Genomic DNA, 22,868 nt, shown 5'->3' on the forward strand with positions numbered 1-22,868 from the left:
TCGGCGGCAGATTTTCTTGCAATACAGTTCAGTTAAGCATTTCTTTCTTCTCTTTCTTCTCTTCCTTTGCGCCTTACCCTTCTCTCCCAACTCTCAGGCTCTGGCAGAGTGGGATAATTCACTTCCTTTACCCTTGCGTCCTATAGGTAAACACATCGGTGTCCCCACAACTGGGTCAAGAATAATTCGACACTTCAATCCAAAAACCTCCTGAACCATTTCTTGAGTCATGACTAGCTCTGGTTCGCCAGCAGCAAAAATTCGACCATCTTTAACTGCAACTAAGTAATCAGCATAACGACAAGCCTGATTTAAATCATGCAGCACCATCACAATTGTTCGCCCCTGAGTTTGGTTCAACTCATACAACAAATCCAAAATCTCTATTTGGTGGGTCAAATCCAAAAAAGTAGTCGGTTCATCTAAAAGTAAAATATCTGTATCTTGCGCTAGTGCCATTGCAATCCAAGCTCTCTGTCGTTGTCCACCAGACAAAGTATCTAATCCTCTATCTGCTAATTCCAACAAATCTGTAATTAAGAGTGCCTGCTGTACGATTTTTTCATCTTTTGCCGACCACTGCTGCAACCAATTTTGATAAGGGTAACGCCCTTGTGCTACTAAATCTTGTACTGTTAACCCTTCCGGTGCTACTGGCCCTTGGGGTAAAATACCTAACTGCTGCGCTACTTCTTTAGTGGAAAGATTAAAAATAGACGTTCCATCAAGATAGACATTACCGCCACAGGGTTTAAGCAATCTTGCCAAACCTCTTAACAACGTTGATTTACCACAACCATTAGCACCAACTAAAGCACTAATTTGTCCGTTAGGGATTGCCAAATTCAGGTCACGGATAATCAGCGCACCATCGTAGGCTAAAGACAGATTTTTGGTTGACAGTCCTTTCATAGGTGATATTTCTCAGCTTTATTTTTTGCGATTACGAATTAATAAATAAAGAAAATAAGGAGCGCCAACAGCAGCAGTTACCACCCCACAAGGAAGTTCAATAGGTGCAAATAGCGTTCTTCCTAGCAAGTCTGCCATAACAACAATCACTCCCCCCAACAGTGCGGAGGTAGGAACTAAGCTTTCATGGGTTGCACCTACCAACTGTCGTCCTAAATGGGGTGCGATTAAACCAACAAAACCAATATTTCCGGCGGTGGCAACTCCTGCACCTGCTAAAGCTACACCCACCAGCACCAGTAAACCACGTTGCCATTCCACCTGGCTACCTAGACTTTTGGCGACATCATCTCCTAAGTTAAGAGCGTTCAAATGCCTTGCTAGTGTCAAAGCCATAGGCACAAAAACAATTAACCAAGGTAGTAAGGAAAAGACTTGCTCCCAAGTCCGGCCGTAGACGCTCCCAGCTAACCAAACCAAAGCATTACTAACGTCATAAATTTCGCCAAAGGTAATCATCAAGCTGGTTATGGCACTGGCGATCGCAGATAAACCAACACCCATTAAAATTAATAGAATCGGGGAACTACCGTTATTCCAAGCTAGCGAGTAAATTAAAATTGCCATTAGCAAAGCACCAGCAAAGGCTGATAGAGGCAATGTGTAAATTGGTGCTGATGGAAATAGTACAATTACTGTAACTGCCGCCAGACTCGCCCCAGCATTGATGCCAATAATACCAGGGTCTGCCAATGGATTGCGTGTCAGTCCTTGAAAGATAGTCCCAGAAATTGCCAGCGCCATCCCTACCATAAAAGCTACAAGGGTGCGGGGTAGACGGAGATTCTGAATCACGAATGAATGGTCTGGATTTCCTGTATCTAAACCCAATATAGTTTTCACGATATCTAAAGGCGAGATTGGATATTCACCCCGCCCTACATTCATCACTATCGCCGCTGCGATCGCTACTGCCAAACATAGCAGTATGATTGGTACACGTCGGTCGATGCGGAAAGATATCGCTTGGGAACGAATGACTAGCCAATCAAAACTCATTTTTTCACCTTTGATTTAGCTAGGTATACAAAAAAAGGAGCGCCAACTATTGCTGTCATTACACCCACAGGTAACTCCTGCGGTTTGAGCAATACACGGGCGGCAATGTCTGCAACCAAGAGTAAAATAGCACCCAAAACTGCACAATAAGGTAATATCCAACGGTAATCGGCTTTAATGTAAAATCTCACTATATGGGGAACGACTAAACCAATGAAGCCGATTGGCCCTGCAAGAGCGACGGAACTTCCTGCTAGTAAGACTACGCTGATAGCGGTAAATATTTTTATCCAAGCTGTCTGTTGACCCAACCCTTTGGCGACATCTTCACCTAAACTCATAGTGGTAATTTGTCTGCCGAGGGCAAAAGCTATTACTAATCCGATGCCGACGAAAGGTAGTAGTTGTAAGAATAAATTAAAATCTCGACCAGATAACGAACCAGCTAACCAAAATCTAACTTGTTCGAGGGTTTGTTGACTGACAATGAGGATACCGGTGGTGAAGGAAGAAATCAGAGCAGTTAACGCCGCTCCTGCTACTGTCAGATTCAGTGGGGTGGCTCCTCCCCGTCCCAGAGAACCAAGGATGTAAACTAACACCGCTGTTACTCCCGCGCCCAGAAATGCCACAAGGGCGTAAACACTTAGGGATGAGCTGCCAAAAACAAAAATTGCCACAACGACAAAAAGGGCGGCTCCCGACTCAATACCTAAAATACCTGGATCTGCTAAGGGGTTTCGCGTCAAACCCTGCATCAATGCTCCCGATACAGCAAGGGCTGAACCTACAAGGATAGCAATTAGCGATCGCGGTAATCTCACAGTCTGAATAACTAAGTGATCATAGGAACCATCAAAGGCTATAAAAGATGTCAAAATCTTGCTAACAGGTATTTCTGCTGCACCTAGCGTCACACTGTATACTAAACAAATTAGCAGCATACACAGTCCAAAAACCAGACCAAATAAGGCTGTAATTGGTGGCTTTTTCAATTCTCTAAGTGATACTGTGGTCGCTTTTATCATTATCCTGCCATTATTTGAAAATATTACGCTCTGCTGGTAGGTTGTTTTTTCAATAGGCACTCTCAATATTTAACAGCTTTTTAATCATTGGAGTTGATAATCTTTCTTGATAAATATATAGATTACACGATCGCGTAGTCTTTTCCAGATTTTTTAAACGGAATAAAGGATACCGTTCCAGCTTTGATATACTTTCTCAACAAAGTGGTATTGTTAGATCAACTTAAATCTGCTTTGTCAAAGTCACTTGCGTGCAGCTTTACCTTGTTATCAAGAGGCTGCTCTAAGGATTACCAAGAAATAAATCACTACTACTTGTGGGGCGGACAAGATGTCCACCCTTATTGAGGGTCTGGCTCTTTGGCCTACCCCACAAAAAGAGTTGGATGTTTTTTTATTTGGAAGTTCCTTTGCAGATGTGCAGAAGGGCAAAGGGAAAACTCTTCTCCCCTGCTTGTTCTTTGACCAATAGCAGTTTCAGTCACCAGGCGTTACATCTGTAAATGGTGGTGTTCATGAGGATTGATCTTTTACTTAGGGTTTACAAAAGAAAATCAATACGCGTTTTACCCTTAATACTCAGTTTCATAATGGTTTTGTTTGTCGGAAGCAGCACCGTAGCTGTACCAACAAAATCCACAGAGATATTATGGGATACCTATGGTGTGCCGCACATCTACGGCAAAGATGAGCGGAGTGCATTTTATGCCTTTGGTTGGGCACAAATGCAAAGTCATGGAGATTTGCTTTTGCGTCTCTATGGTCAAGCACGGGGACGCGCCGCCGAATATTGGGGAGAGGAATACCTAGAGTCAGATCGTTGGGTACAGACTGCGGGAGTACCAGAACGCGCTCGTTCTTGGTACAAAGCACAGAGTCCAACTTTTCGTAGTTATCTTGATGCTTTTGCCACTGGGATCAATGCTTATGCAAAACAAAATCCTAACTTGATTGATGATCAAGTTGAGGCGGTGCTACCAGTCAAGGCAGAAGATGTCATGGCTCACTTACATCGGGTGCTCAATTTCACCTTTGTAGTCAATCCAGAGGAAGTATTAGATCTGAGCAAAGAAAAATTGCAAGCAGGATCTAATGGTTGGGCGATCGCACCAAGTCATTCTGCTAATGGGAATGCAATGTTGCTAGCAAACCCACACTTACCTTGGTCAGATTTATTTTTGTGGTATGAAGCCCAAATCACCGCACCAGGAATTGATGCTTATGGAGCAACACTTGTAGGTATTCCTGTATTAGCGATCGCCTTTAACAACAACTTAGGTTGGACTCACACAGTTAACACCTATGATGGTTGGGATCTTTATGAACTCACACTGGGAGGTAATGGGTACCGCTTTGATGACAAAGTTCGTAATTTCCAGACAAAAACCCTCTCCTTGAAGGTGAAACAGAAAGATGGCCCCTTGCAAGAGCAACCATTAGTAGTAAAAAGTTCTGTTCATGGGCCTGTAATAGCTGAGAAAGCAGGTAAAGCCGTGGCGCTGAGAGTTGCAGGTCTTGACCGGCCAGGCGTACTCCAGCAATGGTGGGATATGGCACGAGCAAACAACCTTAGCCAGTTCCAAGCCGTACTTAAGCGCTTGCAACTACCAATGTTTACGGTGATGTATGCAGATCGAGAAGGGCATATTATGCACCTATTCAATGGTCAAGTTCCAGTGCGCTCTAAGGGTGATTTTGAATACTGGCAAAGCATAATCCCAGGCAATACATCTAAAACCTTGTGGACAAAAATTCATCCTTACCAAGATTTACCGCGCATAGTTGACCCTAAGAGTGGCTGGTTACAAAATACAAATGATCCACCTTGGACAACTACCTTTCCAGCCGCCATTAAAGCAGATAATTACCCACCTTACATGGCACCTCGTTTTATGGATTTCCGCTCCCAACGTTCTGTAAGGATGTTGGCTGAGGATGACAAAATCTCTTTTGATGAAATGGTTGCATACAAGCACTCTACCCGTATGGAACTGGCTGATCGGATTTTGGATGATTTAATTCCAGCTGCACGCAAGTACGGTCAGGACGTAGGGCAAAAAGCAGCCAATGTCCTAGAAGCCTGGGATCGGCAAGCCAATGCAGATAGTCGCGGGGCCGTATTATTTGCCTTTTGGGTACAACAGATGGACTTAGATAAGGCCTTTAGTAAACCCTGGAATGAAAATTCTCCACGCACCACACCCGATGGTTTAGCTAATCCTGAAAGTGCAGTTGCAACTCTGCAAGCAGTCGCAGCAGAGGTAGAAAAGACCTATGGGGCGCTTGATGTACCGTGGGGACAGGTTTTTCGGCTAAAATTGGGTGATAAGGATTTGCCTAGTAATGGTGGGGATGGCAACCTGGGAATTTTCCGTGTACTGAATTCTGCTCCAGGAGAAAATGGTCAGTTCCAAGCCTTTGCAGGTGATTCCTATGTGGCTGCAATTGAATTTTCTAACCCTGTACGGGCAATGGCACTCACCAGCTACGGTAATGCATCTCAACCCGGATCGCCTCACATTGGCGATCAGTTACAGATGTTTGCTAACAAAAAGTTGCGTCCTGTATGGCGATCGCGCTCAGATATTCTTGCTCATCTAGAAGAACGTAAAATATTCTGAGGATTCTGGGGAGACAGCTATGAAAGATCAGATTACCAAATATCAGGCTACTGAGCTACTACTGTTTCCCCAGAATCTTATTCTGTCTGTACAAGAGTTGAAAAATTGAGAGATATCCACGTTTCATTTCGGATTGCTATAGTACTAATTGCTAGTTTTTCGTTTTCTCTGGAGGTTATAAGAAATGTCAAAAACTGATTTATTACCCATCACATAGTATTGAATTCGACGTTTGATAATATTGTTAAATCGGGAAAGAAAATCATAAAAAAAGGATGGGTTTTTCCTCATTTGTGTTAATGCCTTTAACCATTTTCCTTGTTTGATAGGCTCTACAACTTGAGAATAAGCTAGATTTTTTTTATAGACTTCAAGATTATAAAAAAGAGCACGCATTAAAGCTGGATTGTTTTTCACAGCTTCTTGTTGCATGAAAGAATTAGTAGCTTTGCAATATTGATTTAGACGTAACAATGGGCTTTTATATACAAGAGAACCGGGGCGTGAACGGTAGAAATAATAGGGTTTTGGCACAAGAAAAAAGCGAGCACCATTGATTAAGCATTTCATGTCAAGCCAAAAGTCCTCAGCTATGCTGACAGTTTCGTCGTACAAAATGCCATGCTTAATCAGAAATTTTCGTTTAAATATAGGCTTGCTTAAACCAAGATGTAACCCTGGTTTTCCATAGACATCAGTTTCTACAAAAGAAACTATATCTATTTGGAGAATTTTATCTATATGTTCTCCACTTTCTTCAATCAATGTACTCCAAGGAGATGTTGCACCATCTTTAATTAAATACAGATCATCAGCAATCATATCTGCATTTGTTTCATCTGCCAGCAATACAAGCTTTTCTAATCTTTCGGGATCATACCAGTCATCTGAATCAAGAACAGCAATCCATTCTCCTTGGGCTGCTTTGAGGGCACGATTACGCGCAGCAGAAACCCCAAGGTTTTGTTGATTAACTATTTTGAGACGTTGGTCTGTAAAACTTTTAGCTACTTCTACAGTTTTGTCACTTGAACCATCATCGACAATGATAACTTCAATATCTTTGAGCGTTTGCTCCAAGGCTGACTCTATTGCCTTCGCAATATAAGCTTCAGTATTGTAAGCAGGGATAATGACAGATACTTTAGGATTCACGACATTGAATTCCAGACTATGTAGGTGAGTGGGAAAATTTCAAAATATGTAACGAAAAGTTACCTCGACTGATTGAGTATCCTTTTTGACTCTCCCCCAGTAAAAAGGGATATTGTTACAAAAGGAATAACAGGATATTTTATACCTCTAGGAGCCTGAATAATAAGCATACAAACATAACTCTAACTATTTTTAGTTCCACCTTACATGGATAAAAAGTTGGGTTTTAACGCTTCTTTCATAATTTCCAAGTGCATTATTTGATAATAATGCACTTGGAAATCATGCAAGCCTTTTCTTGTAAGCTTTTTAAGCTATTAAGCAATAAGTTTCAAGTATCAGATTCCCTAAAAGAGTCGATAGAACAATGTTTATTTACTTAGGCTCACTTCAACTATCGTACTTTTGTGTGATAAAGATATTACCAAGCTATGTGAAAGCTGTAACTTACTCGGTTGTAAATCTGACTTTTTTCCTTAAGTCTTAAAAGGGTTGGTCACAAGAGATTATAGAATAAGCACATCATATAGGCAACACCTTTGCTAATTTACCAGGGATCAACGCCTGAAGAACCTGGGTAAATATGACCTAAAGGAGGAGGCTTGGCAAAATCTGGGCTAATAAAATAGGCATTTTTGGATCGGAAACTGCACTTAATGCGAGAACTTTTCGGTTAACTGACAAAGTGTATTTACCAAAAAATCTCTCTATGTGATGAAGAATTCAATATTAATGGTGAATTAAGGTTCTTGAATACACACGAACCTAGAGGGTTTTTACTATGGCTCTCAATGTATTCGAGTTATCAGCACCACCTGTTAACTCTATTGTTGGACATTTATTTGAACTTGGACAAGACCCATTAGGATTTCTTACCCGTTGTCGTGACTATGGTGATATTATTCCCCTACAGTTAGGGTTAACTCCGACTTTTTTAGTAACTAATCCTGAATACATAGAAGAAGTTCTAAAAAACCGCAACGATTTTATTAAAAGCCGAGGCTTACGCGCCTTAAAAACCTTACTAGGAGAAGGGTTGTTAAGCGCAGAAGGAGAATCCTGGTTTTGGCAACGTCGTCTTGCCCAACCAGTATTTCACCAAAAACGGATTAATGGATATAGCCAAATAATGGTAGAGTACACCAACCGAATGCTTCAAACTTGGCACGATGGTGAAACTCATGACGTTCATGCAGATATGATGCATTTGACGCTGCAAATAGTTATGAAGTGCATATTTAGCACTGATGTAGATGCAGGAGAAACAAAAGTTGTTGCCAATGCACTAGATGTGGCAATGCAGTGGTTTGAAAGTAAGCGACGGCAGAATTTTCTGGTGTTGGAGTGGTTGCCAAGACCTGAAAACATCCGTTATCGTCATGCCATTGCCCAAATGGATGAAGCTATCTACAAACTGATTCAAGAGCGTCGCAACAGTGGGGAAAAAACCAATGATTTGTTGACAATGCTAATGGAAGCGAAAGACGAACAAACTCTTCAGCAGATGGATGATAAACTGCTGCGAGATGAAGTCGCTACCTTGATGTTGGCAGGGCATGAAACTACTGCAAATGCTTTATCCTGGACGTGGTTGCTCTTGGCACAAAATCCCGAAGTGCGTGAAAAATTAGAATTAGAGCTAAATCAAGTTCTGCAAGGAAAGTTACCAACACTCGAAGACCTTGGGCAGTTAGTTTATACACAGCAAATTATCAAAGAATCAATGCGATTATATCCTCCAGTCCCTCTCATGGGGCGGGAAGCAGCAGTAGATACCCAGATTGGTGAGTACGAAATTCCCCAAGGCATGGCAATCATGATTAGCCAATGGGTAATGCACCGTCATCCAAAGTATTTTGAGAATCCTGAAGCTTTTCAACCAGAACGTTGGACACAGGAGTTTGAAAAAGAACTTCCTAAAGGAGTATATATACCTTTTGGGGATGGACCAAGGATTTGTATTGGTAAAGGTTTTGCTCAGATGGAAGCGGCTTTGTTATTGGCGACTATTGCTCAACGCTTCCAAATAGATTTAGTGCCAGGATACCCAATCGTGCCACAGCCTTCAATCACCTTACGCCCGGAAAACGGGCTGAAGGTGCAACTCAAACAGATTGTGTCAAACGCTTCTAAAGACGGGAAACCTCAACACGTACATACTTCTAATTAGCAGTAGCGAAAAAGATTTTAGGCAGTTATTGATCTCTTCCTCTAACCCACGCCACTTGCTCCAGTTCGGGGTTTCGCCCAACTGGAGCAAGTGGCGTATTGAAATATAAGAGGATGAATCACATCTCGTGGGATCTCGTGGGAAGATCAGGGTAAAATACCGCGGTACGCGACACCTGCTAAATTGGCTATACGACCTTAGCAGATGGGTGTTTAATTTATTTTGATTGTTTGAAATTATAATTTCGGGTTAACGAGGAATCGCAAACTTGAAATGTCTCGTGTATCATGCTGCATACCATAGTCAGTTATGGCATATTCAAGTTGTAATATGAGACGGTCTCGATTAATTGGAGTTTTGCTTTTATGAAAACAAAATGTATCTTCAACGAATCCAAAGCCTGCATTACCACAAATAGTCACTAATGAGCCTTTAGTATAATAATTAATAATTTCTGCATCAGTTTCTGATTTAGGTAGCAATAAATGTGAGAGTTTCTTTTGTTTATGACTACCTCGAATGCAGATATGAGCGCCGCTATTTGCATCAACATCTGTCAAATAAAAGAAAAATTTTAAAAATCGATAATCATCCATATCATAGTGAAACATTTGAAATGTTTGTCTCCTTTGTTCATCTGTTACCTCTCCAGAAAAACTCCACCACAGTTGATTACATTGATGTGCAGGTTCATGTTCTAAAAATTTGGCAGCTATTGCCAATAATTTAGGATCGTTCTGCAGTTGCAAAATAGCAGGACAAAGCAAAGCTGTGTTGAAGTAACCAGCTAAAGTCAACGGTTCACCATAAGCAATTTCTGCTAATTCCTTCTGAGAATAATAGAATCCCAATCTGCATTGGCGATGGATATAACAAGGATTAGAGTGTGCAAAAGAGACTATTTCTTCTACTATATTTTGAGGTAGATTGATACCTAAATAAAACCCATCTTTCTTGAGACTTTCAACTACTAAATTTACGTCGATATATGGGAATAAAGTAGGAGATTCACTTACATAAAAATTAGATGATTTAGCTGTAGCTTTTAAGAAAAACTCTCTTAGAAATCGCCCTATACGAAATCTCGCTAATTTCCGCATTAACAGCCATTGGGGATTTCTAACCAATCCTTTATAGTTTTCATAGCAAATATCATATAGTAACGGAAATTTTTTTTTAAAATAATTTCGAGTCAATATACTAAGTTGTCCATTATTGTCATTCATTATTATTTAAACTTTAGCAGTTAATACGTAATATTCTGTTACATTAATGTTGAGAAAATGAGTTTCAGTAGATTTATTTTACGACTCCCGTTTTTCTAAACAATAGATATTAATAAGTTTTTAGTAATTCTAACTTTAGGCATTTTATAGGCTATCTTCTAGTGAAAAAATTTACTGTACATTGACTTTAATCTCATGAAATCCTTAGCATTGATATTTGAAAAACTTATATTTTGGGTAATTTTTAGAATTATCTTTAGCTTGATTTTGCTTATAATTGAGTTTTTAGATTTTATCACTAAAACTGTTTTAATGATTACTCCCAGTGAGGATAATGGCAGGAATATGACTAGCGGCGACAATACTGCTCGGTTAAGGGGAAATAGAGGGTAAAACAAAGAAAATAGTGTTCGCGTAAGAACTACGTGAACAACAAATCGGATAATTAGACTTACTTTTTCTCTTTGAGGCTATCGTACAAGTCCACCCAATTTTGACGAAGAGAGTCGATGCACGAAGTTAAGTGATTGATTTGAGTTCTTCTAGCTACGGAGAGGACAGTATCAATATGAGCAAGGCCTCCAGCCTTACCCAAATGCTTATATTTGCTCAATTTGTTGGGTTGAGTTGTGGAAAAATTGGTTTGGTAGCGTGTAATTTATACCACCAATAAGCTTGCTTTTTTCGTGTGCTTAGTAACGCAAAATACAACAACTAAGTAATGCTACTTCCCCTGAAGCCTGAATTTGTTGAATCATTTTGTTCGCGTATAATTTACATGAACAAATTATTCTTGATTCTACCATCTATATTTCCTTTAACCGAGCAGTATTGGGGCTAGTCATAGCTTTGCTACCAACAAGAGAACTTTTAAAACGCCCTCTTATACCAATTTAATATGAAGCTGCATAGAAAAGGGCTTCTAAAATGAAGTTATAAGAGGAAACAGAAATTACCTGCTCAAATGTAAGTTGCTCGAACAATTGCTGTATGCGATGCCTACGGCGGGCTACGCCTACGCGTAAATTTTGTATAGAAGAAAATAATTCATTTTTAAGCGACTTTTTGAGGAACTGCCAAAGCCTTTCAATCGGGTTCAGTTCGGGAGAATAAGGTGGTTGAAGCAGAGGAATAATATTTTCGGGCCAATTAATTGCATAACTAACATGAGCAGGAGCTTGGTCAATTTGTAAAATTGCATAATCTGAGCCTAATTGCTGAGATAGCCAGTCTACGAATTGTTGAAAATAGTCACCGTTAAGTTTGGGGTATTCTTGTTGGAAATATTTTCCTGTTAATGGTTCAATTGCACCATAAATCCAAAAATTTTCTCTTTCCCATTTAACAGATACAGTTGGCTTGATTCCAGAAGCCGTAATAACTTTTCCTGTCAGAGTTTTTAATCCCACCCTAGTTTCATCCTGACATAGGTAATGAACGCATTTTCCTTGGGCTAGATATTCTTCTAGACACTTGAGAATAATTCCGAGTTTTTTTTAAACTCAGACACCAATTTTTCATCTTGTTTGTGGCTTTGAGGACGAGGAACTTTTAGCTTTGCTCCTAATCGATATCGAACCCAGGAATAAACCGTTGCATACTCGATATTTAGTCCATGTTCTTGTTTCAACCACTCAACTATTGCACCATAGCTACTAAAGCCTTTTCCTGTTTTTAATTCCTCTTTGAGTGCTGCGATCGCTACGTCATGAATTTTCCGTTCTGCTCCTGGAGCTTTTTTGATTGACAATAATTCACATAGCCCACCTGATCTATACTTTTGCAACCACCTTGTCACAGTTGAGGTATCTTTTGCCAAGCGTTTTGCAATTTCTTGCTGCTCCTGAACCTGTCCGCTTTTTATCCACCACAGCATAATAAGTTTTTCTTTTTGGTTTCCCAAATTAGCTGTTTGTAAACGTTTTTTAAGTTCTTCTTCGCTCTCTGTGATTTCAATCCTAAAAGGGCGGCTCATGGTTATTTTAATTTCTCGAGTTTGTTTTCTCCATTATATGCAGCTTCATATAAAAATGGTATTAGATGATTATCATTTCTATTTACAGGTATTTCATTACATAGACTTATTGACATGTAAGGGTTTTAAACTTTTACGGTTGAGTTACTATACTTTCAGTTAGTAATATCAAGAGGATGTATGAATTTAATGGATGGCAGGATTGCCCTGATTTCATACAAATCTTGCTTATTTAGTTTCTAGGTATGTGTTTATGCAGCAAGGGTTAAGGTTACTAATTCAACTGGTACTAGAGTTTGCACCTGTTGTTGCAGAGCTAGTACAGAGGAGAAATCAAGACAATTTATCTCTAAGTAAATATGAACCGATTGAAGCAATTCCGGAATTAGTCAAAGCTCTGAATTCTTCAAATAAAAACAGCAGTTACGTTGAGGACTTTGAACAAGAAAGAATTTCCCAGCAGCAATTAGTAGCTTACAATCACAAAATGCGATTAAGAATAGCCTCGCAAGAGCGAGAAACGGCGCTTAAGTTGCCAGAAGTTCATAAAATTCTTGATAGCTGGCCATTAAGACTATACCCTTCACAAATTTTAGACTCCACACATAATGGACACATTCCACTGAAAATTTTGATTGCTCCTCCTCAAGTACATTTTGACAAATTTGACGATAATAAAGATGATAAAACTTCCCAAATTGAGTTAATGTTGGCTGAAGGATTACGGGATTTTCTTAACAAGCATTACTCTCTACACAGCCAAGTTAGACCAACAGAGTTATTGGCAGGAGCTTGGGATAGTAAACGTTTTCACAGTGAATCAAGTATTAAGGCTCTGTTTGAAATGTTGAAAACAGAGCCAAGTTTGATTTTGGAGTCAGAAAATGATGGTGATTATTTGAATTTTCGAATTGCCTACTGGGGTTTGGGACAAGGAAATTATTATTATAAAACAATTGCCCGTTTACCTTATCGACAAATTCTGGAAGAGTCTGCTAAAAGACGGGCGTTAGAATGGAAAAAGATTAGAGATGAACTGCTAGCATTGGGAGAAGACTTAGAGGAAATTAACCACATTGGAAAAGAAAATGTTATTAATTTGGCAATTTTAGAAAAGCTAGAAATATGGAATGAAAAAGGAATTGATATTAGTAAGTTATCCTTACAATATCAAGTCAATCGTCAAGACTTTGAAAAACTTTGCCAGGTTTTGATTACCTATCACTGTTTGGTTGCAGGTTGGGTAGCTGATGCTTACCACCTAGTTGATCATGGTGTACCTCCGCTATTACCAGAGTTGCTGCCGAGTTTACTGTCAGATACTTTTGATTTACAATCATTACAGGTTATAGCCTCAGGTTATAAACAAGTTTACCAAGCTCTGGAAAATGAGCGTTGTTACTGGATTCCAGAATTGGCTTTGCAATTAGCCCAGAGTTTATCTCATTTAAGCGATTGCTCTTGGGCAAACGAACAGCTTGATTATTCTGTGAATACTTGGTTGCAACTACGCCAAATATCACCACAAGATTCTACGAACCCGCTTCAGGCAATGCAATCAGCCGTCAGCGTCAAAGATGAGGAATATGTCAAAAAGTTAAGAGAATATTTTGTCGCAGTAGGTGATAGTCAGAGAATTGCTGATGTTGAAGAAATTTTAAATTGCGTCGCCAACCTCAAACACCAAGTAACCCTACAACATATTGTTCTCAGCCACACCCTAACTGGACATTCAAAAAAAGTCACATCTGTCGCCATTAGCCCTGATTCTGAGAGTTTAGTTAGCGGGTGTGCAGATAAAACCATCAAAGTATGGAATCTTAAGACCGGCAAACTTATCCGCATCACAGAAGATTTAGGCGAAATTTCATCTGTTGCGATTAGTCCTGATGGACATTTTCTTGCCGTTGGTAGTTGCCAACACCCCAGAAGTAATGTCAAAGTATGGAATCTCAATTCTGACAAACTCCTCCACACTCTGTTAGGACATCAAAAACCGGTTAACTGCATTGCAATTAGTCCTGATGGACAAATTATTGCCAGTGGCAGTCATAAAATCAAAATTTGGAACTTGCATAAAGGCGATGCCTGCGGCGGGCTATGCCAACGCATTTGTACCCTTTGGCATTCATCCGCAGTTAATGCCGCTGCTATCAGTCCCGATGGTACAATCCTTGCTAGTGGTAGTTCTGATAATAAAATTAGGCTGTGGAACCCACGCACGGGAGATCCATTACGCACCCTCAACGGACATTTAGGTGGGGTGAAATCAGTAATCATTAGTCCTGATGGAGAAATTCTCGTTAGCGGTAGCACGGACAAAACTATCAAAATTTGGCATTTAGCTACAGGTAAACTATTACACAGCTTGACTGGACATTTTGAAGAGGTAAAATCCTTAGCTGTTAGTCCTGATGGGGAAATTCTCTTTAGTGCTAGCGCAGACAAAACCATCAAAATTTGGCATTTGCAGACGGGAGAGTTACTGCAATCTATCACAGAACACTCAGGGGCTGTAAACTCTATTGCTATTAGCCCCAATGGTCAATTTCTTGCTAGTGCTAGTTCTGATAAAACCATCAAAATTTGGCAGATAAATTAAGCTTTTTACTGCTTTGGTTACTCGTTGGTTGATTGTTCTTGGCTCGTTCTGTGCAACTTAATAAAGCTATCAAAAGCATACCATGCTAAAACATACCAAGGGATAACTTCTAACTCCAAACCTTTATTAAGTAATTGCCGCACTGAAAGACTAGCTAATCCCAAAGGAAAAAGAATCCGCAGATCAAAAGCACCATGCGTTGACTGTTTTACGCGCTGGTTTAAGTCAACAAGCGCAGATGAGACTCCTGCTGCTGCCTCGGTGTTACCCTCGGTAACATCGGCAAAAACTATTCCTAAATCTTTAAGTGTTGCTAGCACATTTTCTAGGCTGCCATCGTTACCATCGTGATTGATCACAATACTGCCATGATGGACATTTGTCGTAACTCGATTAATGTGAGAATTGGCTGACAAAGCACTGGCGATGCGTTGCATCTTTTCTGGTTGACGATGGGAATGAGCGACTCTCAACCGCAATCTTCCGGGAGTCGAACTTACAACTTTTGTAGATATCGATTGTGGTGATGTTTTTAAGCTGGCTTTGTCTATAATTTCTGGCATTTTATTATAAGTGCTATAGCCGTTTTTTAACATACAACTGCTTTTTTGATTTGTATGATTGCGGATTTTTTATTGTGGGTTTGTGAGTTAAGGGACTTCCAAAAAATAAACGATCTATTTTCGTAGGGTGTGTTAGAGGATGTTTGTAAAGTATCAAGTTGTATAAAGATCCCCCCTAACCCCCCTTTTTAAGGGGGGAATCGGAATCAAAGTCCCCCAATTTATCAGGGGATTTAGAGGAATCTAGAATCTTTGATACCGACAAGAAGACTTTTAAAACATCCTCTTAGGTAGAACACCATAACGCGCCCTACTAATTTGCTCTTTTTGTAATTGGAAGTCGCCTATGGCGAAGAATTTAACTTGCTAATGGGTAGATGAAATTATGCACCATTATCGGTGACATTATCCCCATTACTGGCAGTAGCTTCAAAGACGGGGGTTTCTTTTTCATCAGCAAGTTCTGCTCTGGCTTCAGCTACCATGTCTTCCCAGGTTTCGCCCATTTCTGCAATGGTTCCTTTGCTTCTTTCATAAAGACCAATTCCGCCTTTGATGACTGACTTGACTAAGGGTTTACCAACTCCAGCGACAATGGGCAGCAAAACAGGTGCTAAGAGGACTGCACCAATTCCGGCTATAATACCGGGAGCGCCTGCATCTTCAACAAAATCACTAATTTTAGCCATATTCAATTTCCTCCTATTAATTAAGAAATCTCAGAAAGCTTTTTAAGATACTCTTGCCGGCATAGTTGTATCATCTTGCCGATGGTAGAGTTTTATGGTGGCGACTTTTAAGAATTGGACGTAAACCGTTGACTCCGGCAACTACGGTTGAGCCATTGTTGACTACTGTTGCAGCTAAGGGGTTAAGACCAAAGAGAACAGCGATCGCTAATGCTGCTAAATTAGGAACAGCAACTAGTCCTGTGTTTTGCCGAATCAATTGCTTGGCTTGACGAGCGATCGCGATCGCTTCTAATAAACTATGCAAGTCATTCTGCATCAACACTAAGTCTGCTGTCTCGCGGGCTATCTCAGAACCGTTGGCAAAGGAAACGGAAACATCGGCGTAGGCTAAAGCTGGCGAATCGTTGATTCCATCGCCTACAAATGCAACTGTCTTGCCTTGTTCGTGCAGTTGGCGGACAACTGTTGCCTTTTGTTCTGGAAAAGCTTCTGCGTGAGTATGCGTTGGCAAAATACCAAGTTCAGTAGCAACAGCGGTAGCGGTTCGCTTATTATCCCCCGTTAGCATGTGAATTTCTACACCTTCGACCGTCGAAAGTGCCCTAATGACTTCCCGGCTTTCGGGACGGAGAAGATCACTATATTTAATAATACCTTGAAGTTGACCGTTGCTGGCTACATAAATCGCTGAATTTACAAATTTTTGCTGACCATTTAACGCTTCGGTATCAATGCCACTGGAACGTAAAAAGCGATCGCTCCCGACATAAACTGTCTCTCCATCAATCTGAGCTTTTACGCCCAAACCCAGTTGATAATCCCACTTACTACGCGGCAAAATTTCCACTTGCTCTGCTTGGGCATAGCGAACAATTGCTTCTGCGACTGGATGAGTTAAACGCTGTTCGGCGGCGGCTGCCAATTCCAACACTCGCAATCTTGAGGTTGCTGGATTGAAACTTTCCACACTGACAACATCGACTTCTCCCTTAGTCAGCGTCCCCGTTTTATCAAAAACTATGGTATCAACTTCTGCTAGTTGTTCTAACGCCCGTCCACTACGGATAAGAATTCCCCGCCGTGCAGCATAAGTTAATGCTGCTAAAACTGTTGTGGGGACTGATACTCTGATACCTGTAGCAAAGTCTAGAGTTAAAACGCTGGCTGCCCGTGAAGGGTTGCGGGTTGTGGCAAATACTGCCCCACCAAGTAGCAAAGTTGGCACAACAGCTTTCTGAGCAAATTTCATGGCATAATTCTCCATCCGCGTATCGTGGACAGGCGCTTCTTGCATTAACTTAATGCTCTGTCCGGCGCGGGTATCATTACCTATCCATTCGGCAAGAATATAAATTCGTCCTTCTCGTACCAGCGTTGAGGCGAAAACTGGTTGTCCTTTTTTCTTCAGTACTGGCATGGACTCGCCAGTTAGCTTCTGCTCATCTAGCAGGGCTTTACCTCGCAAAATGCTACCATCAACCGGCACTTGTTCGCCAGGGTAAACAATTACTGTATCGCCACGTTGGACATCTTGAATGGGAATTTGTTGCTTTTCGCCATTGCGTTCCACCCAGACAAATTGTCCCAAAGAACTAAGTAAATCTAGAGTTTGTTGAGCAGAAGAACGAGCCGTGCGATCGCGGATATTTTCGCCCACTTCAATTAAACTGAGCATGAGCGATGGTGTGAGAAAATGACCTTGGAAGGTAGTAATAGCGATCGCCATAAAATCCAAAAAGTCAATATTCAATTTTCGCTCTACCCGAATACCTTCCCAGGCTCGTTGGACAACGGGTAGTGTAGCAATGGCGATTGGAAGCACGACTATCAAAGGTGGGATCGGTAATCCTAACGGCCCTCCCAGTACTGCTAAAGTAGTGGCAACAGCCGAGAGTCGTAAACCTGGCCAAGATGTCTCTTTTTCAGTTTCCGATAATGATGTAGAGTTTTTGAGAACGACTACAACACTTGCAGCTTGAATCAAATCGTGAAGGTGCGATCGCATCTTCGCATCGGAAACTTTCTCAGATTTATAAGTAACTGCAACTGACATTGCCGCAGGCTTGACACGGACATTGTTCACCAGCGCATCTGCTGTTAACAATACTTCAAGACGCTTGGCATAATCTGCATCACAGCGTAAGCGAGGTATGCGAAACCGCAGTCTTCCCGGAGTTGTATGGACAACGCTGTAGGTAACCTTGGGAAACTCTCTTTTAGAGTGTCCATTAGTGTCAGTTATAGAAACTTTACCATTCCCCTCTAACACAGTGAATTGAGATTTTGAGGGTGATGCTAGTTCCAGTGCTACTTTTGCCATTACTTTTCTTTGATCCAAAGTTGGTACACTTCACAATGAAAATCAGGCTCTTTACCTCTGTAAAAAGATCAAATAGACCACCAATCCTGCAAGATTGATTAGCTATCAACAGTTTGGTTATTCGTCATTTGCTGAATTCGTTAGCTAACTTATCGCTGTGGCGGGATCATTGGCAGATTCAATTAGACTGGCTAGATGAGATATTGCTGCTGACAAAAAGTTTTGTACTCGCTTCTGAGAATCCCGCATCATTGCAGTTTTATAGGTAATGACAACTGATTTTGCAGCGCTATTAACTCGCTCACTGGTAACTGTAGAATCTGATTTGAGTAAAGTCTCTAAGCGTTGGACATATTTTGGATCGCAGGCAATTTGAGGCACACGAAACCGCACCCTTCCGGGAATTGCATGAGCAATGGTATAAGCTACTTTTGCAGGTTTTTTTGCTTGTTGAATTACATAATGAGTAGAGGATACCGAATTGCTTTTAGTCTTAGAGACTGACGTATCCGCAGAGGATAAGGAGAATGTTGCTGATTTCTGCTTCTGGGCTTCTCTGCTTGGCTTTCTATCCTGCCTACCTTCTGTTGTCACCGCCGCTGAGTATGGTTTGAATTGGTTTGCAGCTGCTGGTACCACTTCTGCATTGCCAGCCAACTGAATCAAATTAGCCAAATGCGATCGCATCTCAACATCTGACATTACATCAGTGTTGTAGGTAATGGCAATTGACCCTACCGTAGTATTACTGACTTGCTGATTGATGACCAAAGGCTCATTAGCAAGCAAGGCGAGAAGACGTTCCACATATTTTGGATCTTCGCTAATCTGAGGTATGCAAAATCCTACTTGTCCAGGAAATGCACAAATAATGCTATATGCTACCCTTGAAGGCGGTGTTGCTGGGTAATTAATCTCGTCTGTGACTGTTTGCTCTTGTTTTTTGTCTAAATCTGCTACCCTTGCTAAATTTAAACCAGCCATAATTCCCCTCCCGTATTCCGCAATTTGAAACTGTATATTAGGTTTCCAAGGGTAAGTTCGCCATAATACCTAATGACAATGACATAGCAGGCGATTTTAGGTTACTCCACAGACTGGATAACTCTGAATTTGTTTGGTTTGCTGTTGTTGAGTTGATAACTTCAGCAGTCTGAGTAACCTGAGTAGTAAGATTTGCCGTTGTTGCGTCTGGAATTTCAGCCGTCTGGCTAACTTCTTCGAGGGGTTGGTTAGCCGTTGTCATCACTATTATTGGTGGGTTTGTCTCCAATGCCAATTCCATCAAACTCACCCAATGAGACAATGGAATCTCACGAGACTGATAAGCGATCGCGATTGATGCAGCATCAAAATTCACACGCACGCTGGTAACTTCAGCATCGGTTTTCACTATTCTCTCAAGTCGTCGTCCATAAGCTCTATCTTGGGCGATTTTTGGCACATTCAACCGAATACGCCCAGCAATTGCATGGACTACACTGTAGTCAATCTTTGCAGGTGCTACCGCCTCGCTAGCCTTCTCAAGATTATTTATGGACTTTTCTTGTTGGATAGAAGATTTGCGATCGTCTTTTGATAATTCCGAATCAGATTTTATGTTGCTTTTTATCGCAGAACTGGTATCGTTACCTTTGATTTTTTCTGATATCGAAACTTGAGAGCCAAGATAACCAATTACACCACGGGTTGCATCCGCCGCAATCACGTAAACTGGAATCGATACCCAGCCATGAATTCCCAACCCTCCTGTTACCGCCAAGCCTGTCATCATCGGAATTAAGGAAATACCTTGCTCTTTCCAAAATGAAGCCGATTTCCAAGCTGCAAAGGGATCGGTTTTGCTAAGTGAATCAGAGGAAGGTTGTGGCTGTTGGATCTCAAAGCCGAATTTTAGCGCCAAAATTTGCGGTAATGACAGCTTATCTTCATCAAAATTAACTACCAAACTACCCGTTTGCTCATTTACAGTAACTTCCCTGACTCCCTCTAAGGAGCGTAAATCTTGGGCTATGCTGGCTAGTATCGAATTAAGACTACTGTCAGTGGTACGCAATCGCACACGCCCGGTAGTTACATGAACTATTTGTAAGGCACCTGAGGGCTGTGACTGCGTTGCCTGTGCCATCTTAGTTGTACTTTGATTGACTTCGTTGCTTTGTTGTGTAGGGATTAAATCAGTAGAAATTTTAGCGGAAATATTTAATTTTTCACGATTACTAATATTTTTAGCCATTTACCGGATTACCCAATAGCTAGATCAAGTCAAAAGGTTAACAATAGATTAAATCTAACTTAAGCTTTGGGGGTCAAGTATGTGTCTTCCGAATTATTTTTAACAATAATTATTTTGTGAGAATGATTATCTTGAAGGGACGGAATTATACAAAATTTTCAGGCGGGGCCTTTCCATAATTTTTACTCCAATTAGATTCACTGCCCATAGCCATATATTTAAGTCACTGTAATCTGATAAGATTTCCAACAAGCACAATAACTGCTTGTTCTCTTTTTCTTGAAGCCATTGATTTCAGGTCTTTTTTGGGAAAGGAAAATAAAAAAATGTCTCATCTATTGTGGAAAACTCTGGTACTAAGCCCAGTAGTTTTGGGAGTGACGGTGTTGGTTTCCGCTAGAGCTATGGCTACTAAAGTACCTAGCTCTTCTGAAGATATAAAGGCAAAAGTTGCTCAGGCAGAAGCGCCAATAGCTTCTAGTGCTTCAATATTGCTCCAAACAGAGCAACCAAAAGTTAATCAGCAATTGATTGCCCAGGCAAAGACTGATGATAATAAAGTTTTAGAAGAAGTTAACCGCTATAGCAGCGAAGGCAAGAATCAGAATTCACTATCTCAAGTCACATCAGTTTCTCAGTTTTCTGATGTACAGCCGACTGACTGGGCATTTCAAGCTTTGCAATCCCTAGTTGAACGCTATGGCTGTATTGCTGGATACCCCAATAGTACTTACCGTGGCAACCGCGCATTGACTCGTTATGAGTTTGCCGCAGGTTTGAATGCTTGTTTAGATCGGGTTAATGAACTGATTGCGACAGCAACCGCTGATTTAGTGACAAAACAGGATTTAGCAACCCTCCAACGTTTGCAAGAGGAATTCTCGGCAGAACTAACAACTCTACGTGGTCGAGTAGATGCTGTAGAAGCACGGACTGCTGAACTTGAAGCAAATCAGTTTTCCACTACCACAAAATTGGTGGGTGAAGCTATTTTTGCCGTTACTGATGTGTTTGGCGGTGATACTGGCGATGCTAACAATACTGTCTTCCAAGATAGGGTACGTTTAGACTTGCAAACCAGCTTCACGGGTAAAGACGTTTTACACACCCGTCTTGCAGCAGGTAATGCAGCAGCCTTCAGTCAAGTGGATAATGGTGGTCTTCCTATCAATACTGCTGAAGGTACACAAACATTTCAAGTCGGCAGCACTGGTAACAACGGTGTCATTATAGACTGGCTGGCGTATTACGTACCTATAGGCCCAGCCCAAGCTTACTTTGCGGCCACCGGAGGTATTCATAGCGATTATGCTGCCACTAACAACCCTTACTTTGAGGACTTTGATGGTGGTAATGGTGCTTTGTCTACCTTTGCTTCTGAAAGTCCCATCTATCGCATTGGTGGTGGTGCCGGTGCAGCCCTAACTTTACCCTTTGGTAGCGGTGGCAGCTTTTTCAAACCAAGTTCACTAACTGTCGGTTATTTGGCATCAAATGCTAATAATCCTGGAGTAAATCAAGGTTTGCTTGAAGGTAACTATGCAGCCCTGGGACAGTTGAACTTTAGTGTTGGCGATCGCTTGGCTTTCGCAGCTACCTACGTTCACGGGTATCATGGTGCTGGAGGTGGGAATTTATTTGATGCAGGTGGTGGTTTAGCTGGCACTAACCGCGTCGTAGGTACTGGTCAATCTAATACCCTAAGTGCTCTAGACGCATCTTCTAGTAATTCCTATGGGATATCGGCAGCCTTTAGACCCAGTGACAAACTGTCAATCAGTGGCTTCATTTCTTATCACGATGTTACAGGCTTTGGTATTGGTGATGATTATGAAGCTTGGAGCTACGGAGTTGGCATAGCCTTACCTGACTTCGGTAAACAGGGTAACGTTTTAGGTATTTTTGCTGGTGCAGAACCCTATGCCTTTAACCGAGCAGGTTTTACTGGTAATGATATACCTTATCATTTTGAAGGCTTTTACAAGTATCGCGTGTCAGATAACATTTCAATCACCCCTGGTGTAATCTGGTTGACCTCTCCTGGTCAAAACAGCGCTAACGACGATGCAATTATCGGTACGCTGAGAACAACTTTCACCTTCTAAAGGTTTACAGCAAAAGCGTGAAGAATGCAGAATTCAGAATTCTGCATTCTTTTTCAATTTTTAGAGACGCGATAAATCGCCGTCTCTACAAAGAATGTACTCGTCAATTATTCCTTGACAAACTACTATTTCCGACCTGTGTGTACACCGTAGAGAGGAATGGAAGTGAGGTCAGAGTGTATCGCATCCAAACGAGAAGCGCTA

The 22,868-nt window shown here is 41.2% G+C and carries 16 protein-coding genes; 4 read left to right on the forward strand and 12 right to left on the reverse strand.

Annotation, left to right across the window (positions count from 1 at the left end):
• Positions 1 to 93 precede the first annotated feature (93 nt).
• Genes H6G92_RS10195 through H6G92_RS10205 form a run of 3 tightly spaced genes read right to left on the reverse strand, consistent with a single transcriptional unit; the run spans position 94 to position 2,999 of the window.
• Positions 94 to 912, reverse strand: a complete 819-nt coding sequence (locus H6G92_RS10195) for an ABC transporter ATP-binding protein (protein WP_190893397.1) — start codon at positions 910 to 912, stop codon at positions 94 to 96.
• An 18-nt stretch (positions 913 to 930) separates the two neighbouring features.
• Positions 931 to 1,971: a FecCD family ABC transporter permease gene (locus H6G92_RS10200; RefSeq protein ID WP_190893399.1), complete on the reverse strand. Its 1,041-nt coding sequence runs from the start codon at positions 1,969 to 1,971 to the stop codon at positions 931 to 933.
• Positions 1,968 to 2,999 (reverse strand): FecCD family ABC transporter permease, encoded by a 1,032-nt coding sequence (locus H6G92_RS10205; RefSeq protein WP_190893401.1) that lies wholly within the window; start codon positions 2,997 to 2,999, stop codon positions 1,968 to 1,970. The genes H6G92_RS10200 and H6G92_RS10205 overlap by 4 nt, the downstream gene beginning before the upstream one ends.
• 515 nt (positions 3,000 to 3,514) lie before the next feature.
• Here H6G92_RS10205 and H6G92_RS10210 point away from each other — a divergent pair.
• Positions 3,515 to 5,620, forward strand: a complete 2,106-nt coding sequence (locus H6G92_RS10210) for an acylase (RefSeq protein ID WP_190893403.1) — start codon at positions 3,515 to 3,517, stop codon at positions 5,618 to 5,620.
• A gap of 144 nt (positions 5,621 to 5,764) precedes the next feature.
• On the opposite strand, the gene H6G92_RS10215 is transcribed toward H6G92_RS10210, so the two are convergent.
• On the reverse strand, positions 5,765 to 6,775 hold the full coding sequence (locus H6G92_RS10215; protein WP_190893405.1) for a glycosyltransferase family 2 protein: 1,011 nt from the start codon (positions 6,773 to 6,775) through the stop codon (positions 5,765 to 5,767).
• 781 nt (positions 6,776 to 7,556) lie between these two features.
• Between H6G92_RS10215 and H6G92_RS10220 the strand changes: the two genes are divergently transcribed.
• On the forward strand, positions 7,557 to 8,945 hold the full coding sequence (locus H6G92_RS10220; RefSeq protein ID WP_190893407.1) for a cytochrome P450: 1,389 nt from the start codon (positions 7,557 to 7,559) through the stop codon (positions 8,943 to 8,945).
• A 236-nt stretch (positions 8,946 to 9,181) separates the two neighbouring features.
• Here H6G92_RS10220 and H6G92_RS10225 read toward each other — a convergent pair whose 3' ends face one another.
• The 3 genes from H6G92_RS10225 to H6G92_RS10235 all read right to left on the reverse strand — a co-directional run bounded on the left by H6G92_RS10225 (position 9,182) and on the right by H6G92_RS10235 (position 12,146).
• On the reverse strand, positions 9,182 to 10,171 hold the full coding sequence (locus tag H6G92_RS10225; protein ID WP_190893409.1) for a hypothetical protein: 990 nt from the start codon (positions 10,169 to 10,171) through the stop codon (positions 9,182 to 9,184).
• 893 nt (positions 10,172 to 11,064) lie between these two features.
• On the reverse strand, positions 11,065 to 11,655 hold the full coding sequence (locus H6G92_RS10230; protein ID WP_190893619.1) for an IS630 family transposase: 591 nt from the start codon (positions 11,653 to 11,655) through the stop codon (positions 11,065 to 11,067).
• Positions 11,637 to 12,146 (reverse strand): helix-turn-helix domain-containing protein, encoded by a 510-nt coding sequence (locus H6G92_RS10235; RefSeq protein WP_190893411.1) that lies wholly within the window; start codon positions 12,144 to 12,146, stop codon positions 11,637 to 11,639. Before H6G92_RS10235 ends, H6G92_RS10230 begins: the two co-directional genes overlap by 19 nt.
• 253 nt (positions 12,147 to 12,399) lie before the next feature.
• On the opposite strand from H6G92_RS10235, the gene H6G92_RS10240 reads away from it, so the two are divergent.
• Positions 12,400 to 14,748: a WD40 repeat domain-containing protein gene (locus tag H6G92_RS10240; protein WP_190893413.1), complete on the forward strand. Its 2,349-nt coding sequence runs from the start codon at positions 12,400 to 12,402 to the stop codon at positions 14,746 to 14,748.
• 17 nt (positions 14,749 to 14,765) lie between these two features.
• Here H6G92_RS10240 and H6G92_RS10245 read toward each other — a convergent pair whose 3' ends face one another.
• The 5 genes from H6G92_RS10245 to H6G92_RS10265 all read right to left on the reverse strand — a co-directional run bounded on the left by H6G92_RS10245 (position 14,766) and on the right by H6G92_RS10265 (position 20,559).
• The gene (locus tag H6G92_RS10245) at positions 14,766 to 15,344 is read right to left on the reverse strand and encodes an HMA2 domain-containing protein (protein WP_190893415.1); all 579 of its coding nucleotides are present in this window, start codon (positions 15,342 to 15,344) and stop codon (positions 14,766 to 14,768) included.
• A 350-nt stretch (positions 15,345 to 15,694) separates the two neighbouring features.
• Positions 15,695 to 16,000, reverse strand: coding sequence for a DUF5132 domain-containing protein (locus H6G92_RS10250; protein ID WP_190893417.1), 306 nt, complete (start codon positions 15,998 to 16,000; stop codon positions 15,695 to 15,697).
• 70 nt (positions 16,001 to 16,070) lie between these two features.
• Positions 16,071 to 18,323, reverse strand: coding sequence for a heavy metal translocating P-type ATPase (locus H6G92_RS10255; protein ID WP_190893419.1), 2,253 nt, complete (start codon positions 18,321 to 18,323; stop codon positions 16,071 to 16,073).
• Positions 18,324 to 18,467: 144 nt separating this feature from the next.
• Complete coding sequence (locus H6G92_RS10260; protein WP_190893421.1) at positions 18,468 to 19,307, reverse strand: hypothetical protein; 840 nt, start codon at positions 19,305 to 19,307, stop codon at positions 18,468 to 18,470.
• A gap of 37 nt (positions 19,308 to 19,344) precedes the next feature.
• Positions 19,345 to 20,559 carry an HMA2 domain-containing protein gene (locus tag H6G92_RS10265; RefSeq protein WP_190893423.1) on the reverse strand — a complete coding sequence of 405 codons (1,215 nt, stop codon included), beginning with the start codon at positions 20,557 to 20,559 and terminating at the stop codon, positions 19,345 to 19,347.
• 326 nt (positions 20,560 to 20,885) lie between these two features.
• Between H6G92_RS10265 and H6G92_RS10270 the strand changes: the two genes are divergently transcribed.
• Positions 20,886 to 22,664, forward strand: a complete 1,779-nt coding sequence (locus H6G92_RS10270) for an iron uptake porin (RefSeq protein ID WP_190893425.1) — start codon at positions 20,886 to 20,888, stop codon at positions 22,662 to 22,664.
• Positions 22,665 to 22,868: the final 204 nt, after the last annotated feature.

It is taken from the genome of Nostoc foliaceum FACHB-393, from assembly GCF_014698505.1.
GTDB classification, from domain to species: Bacteria; Cyanobacteriota; Cyanobacteriia; order Cyanobacteriales; family Nostocaceae; genus Nostoc; species Nostoc foliaceum_A.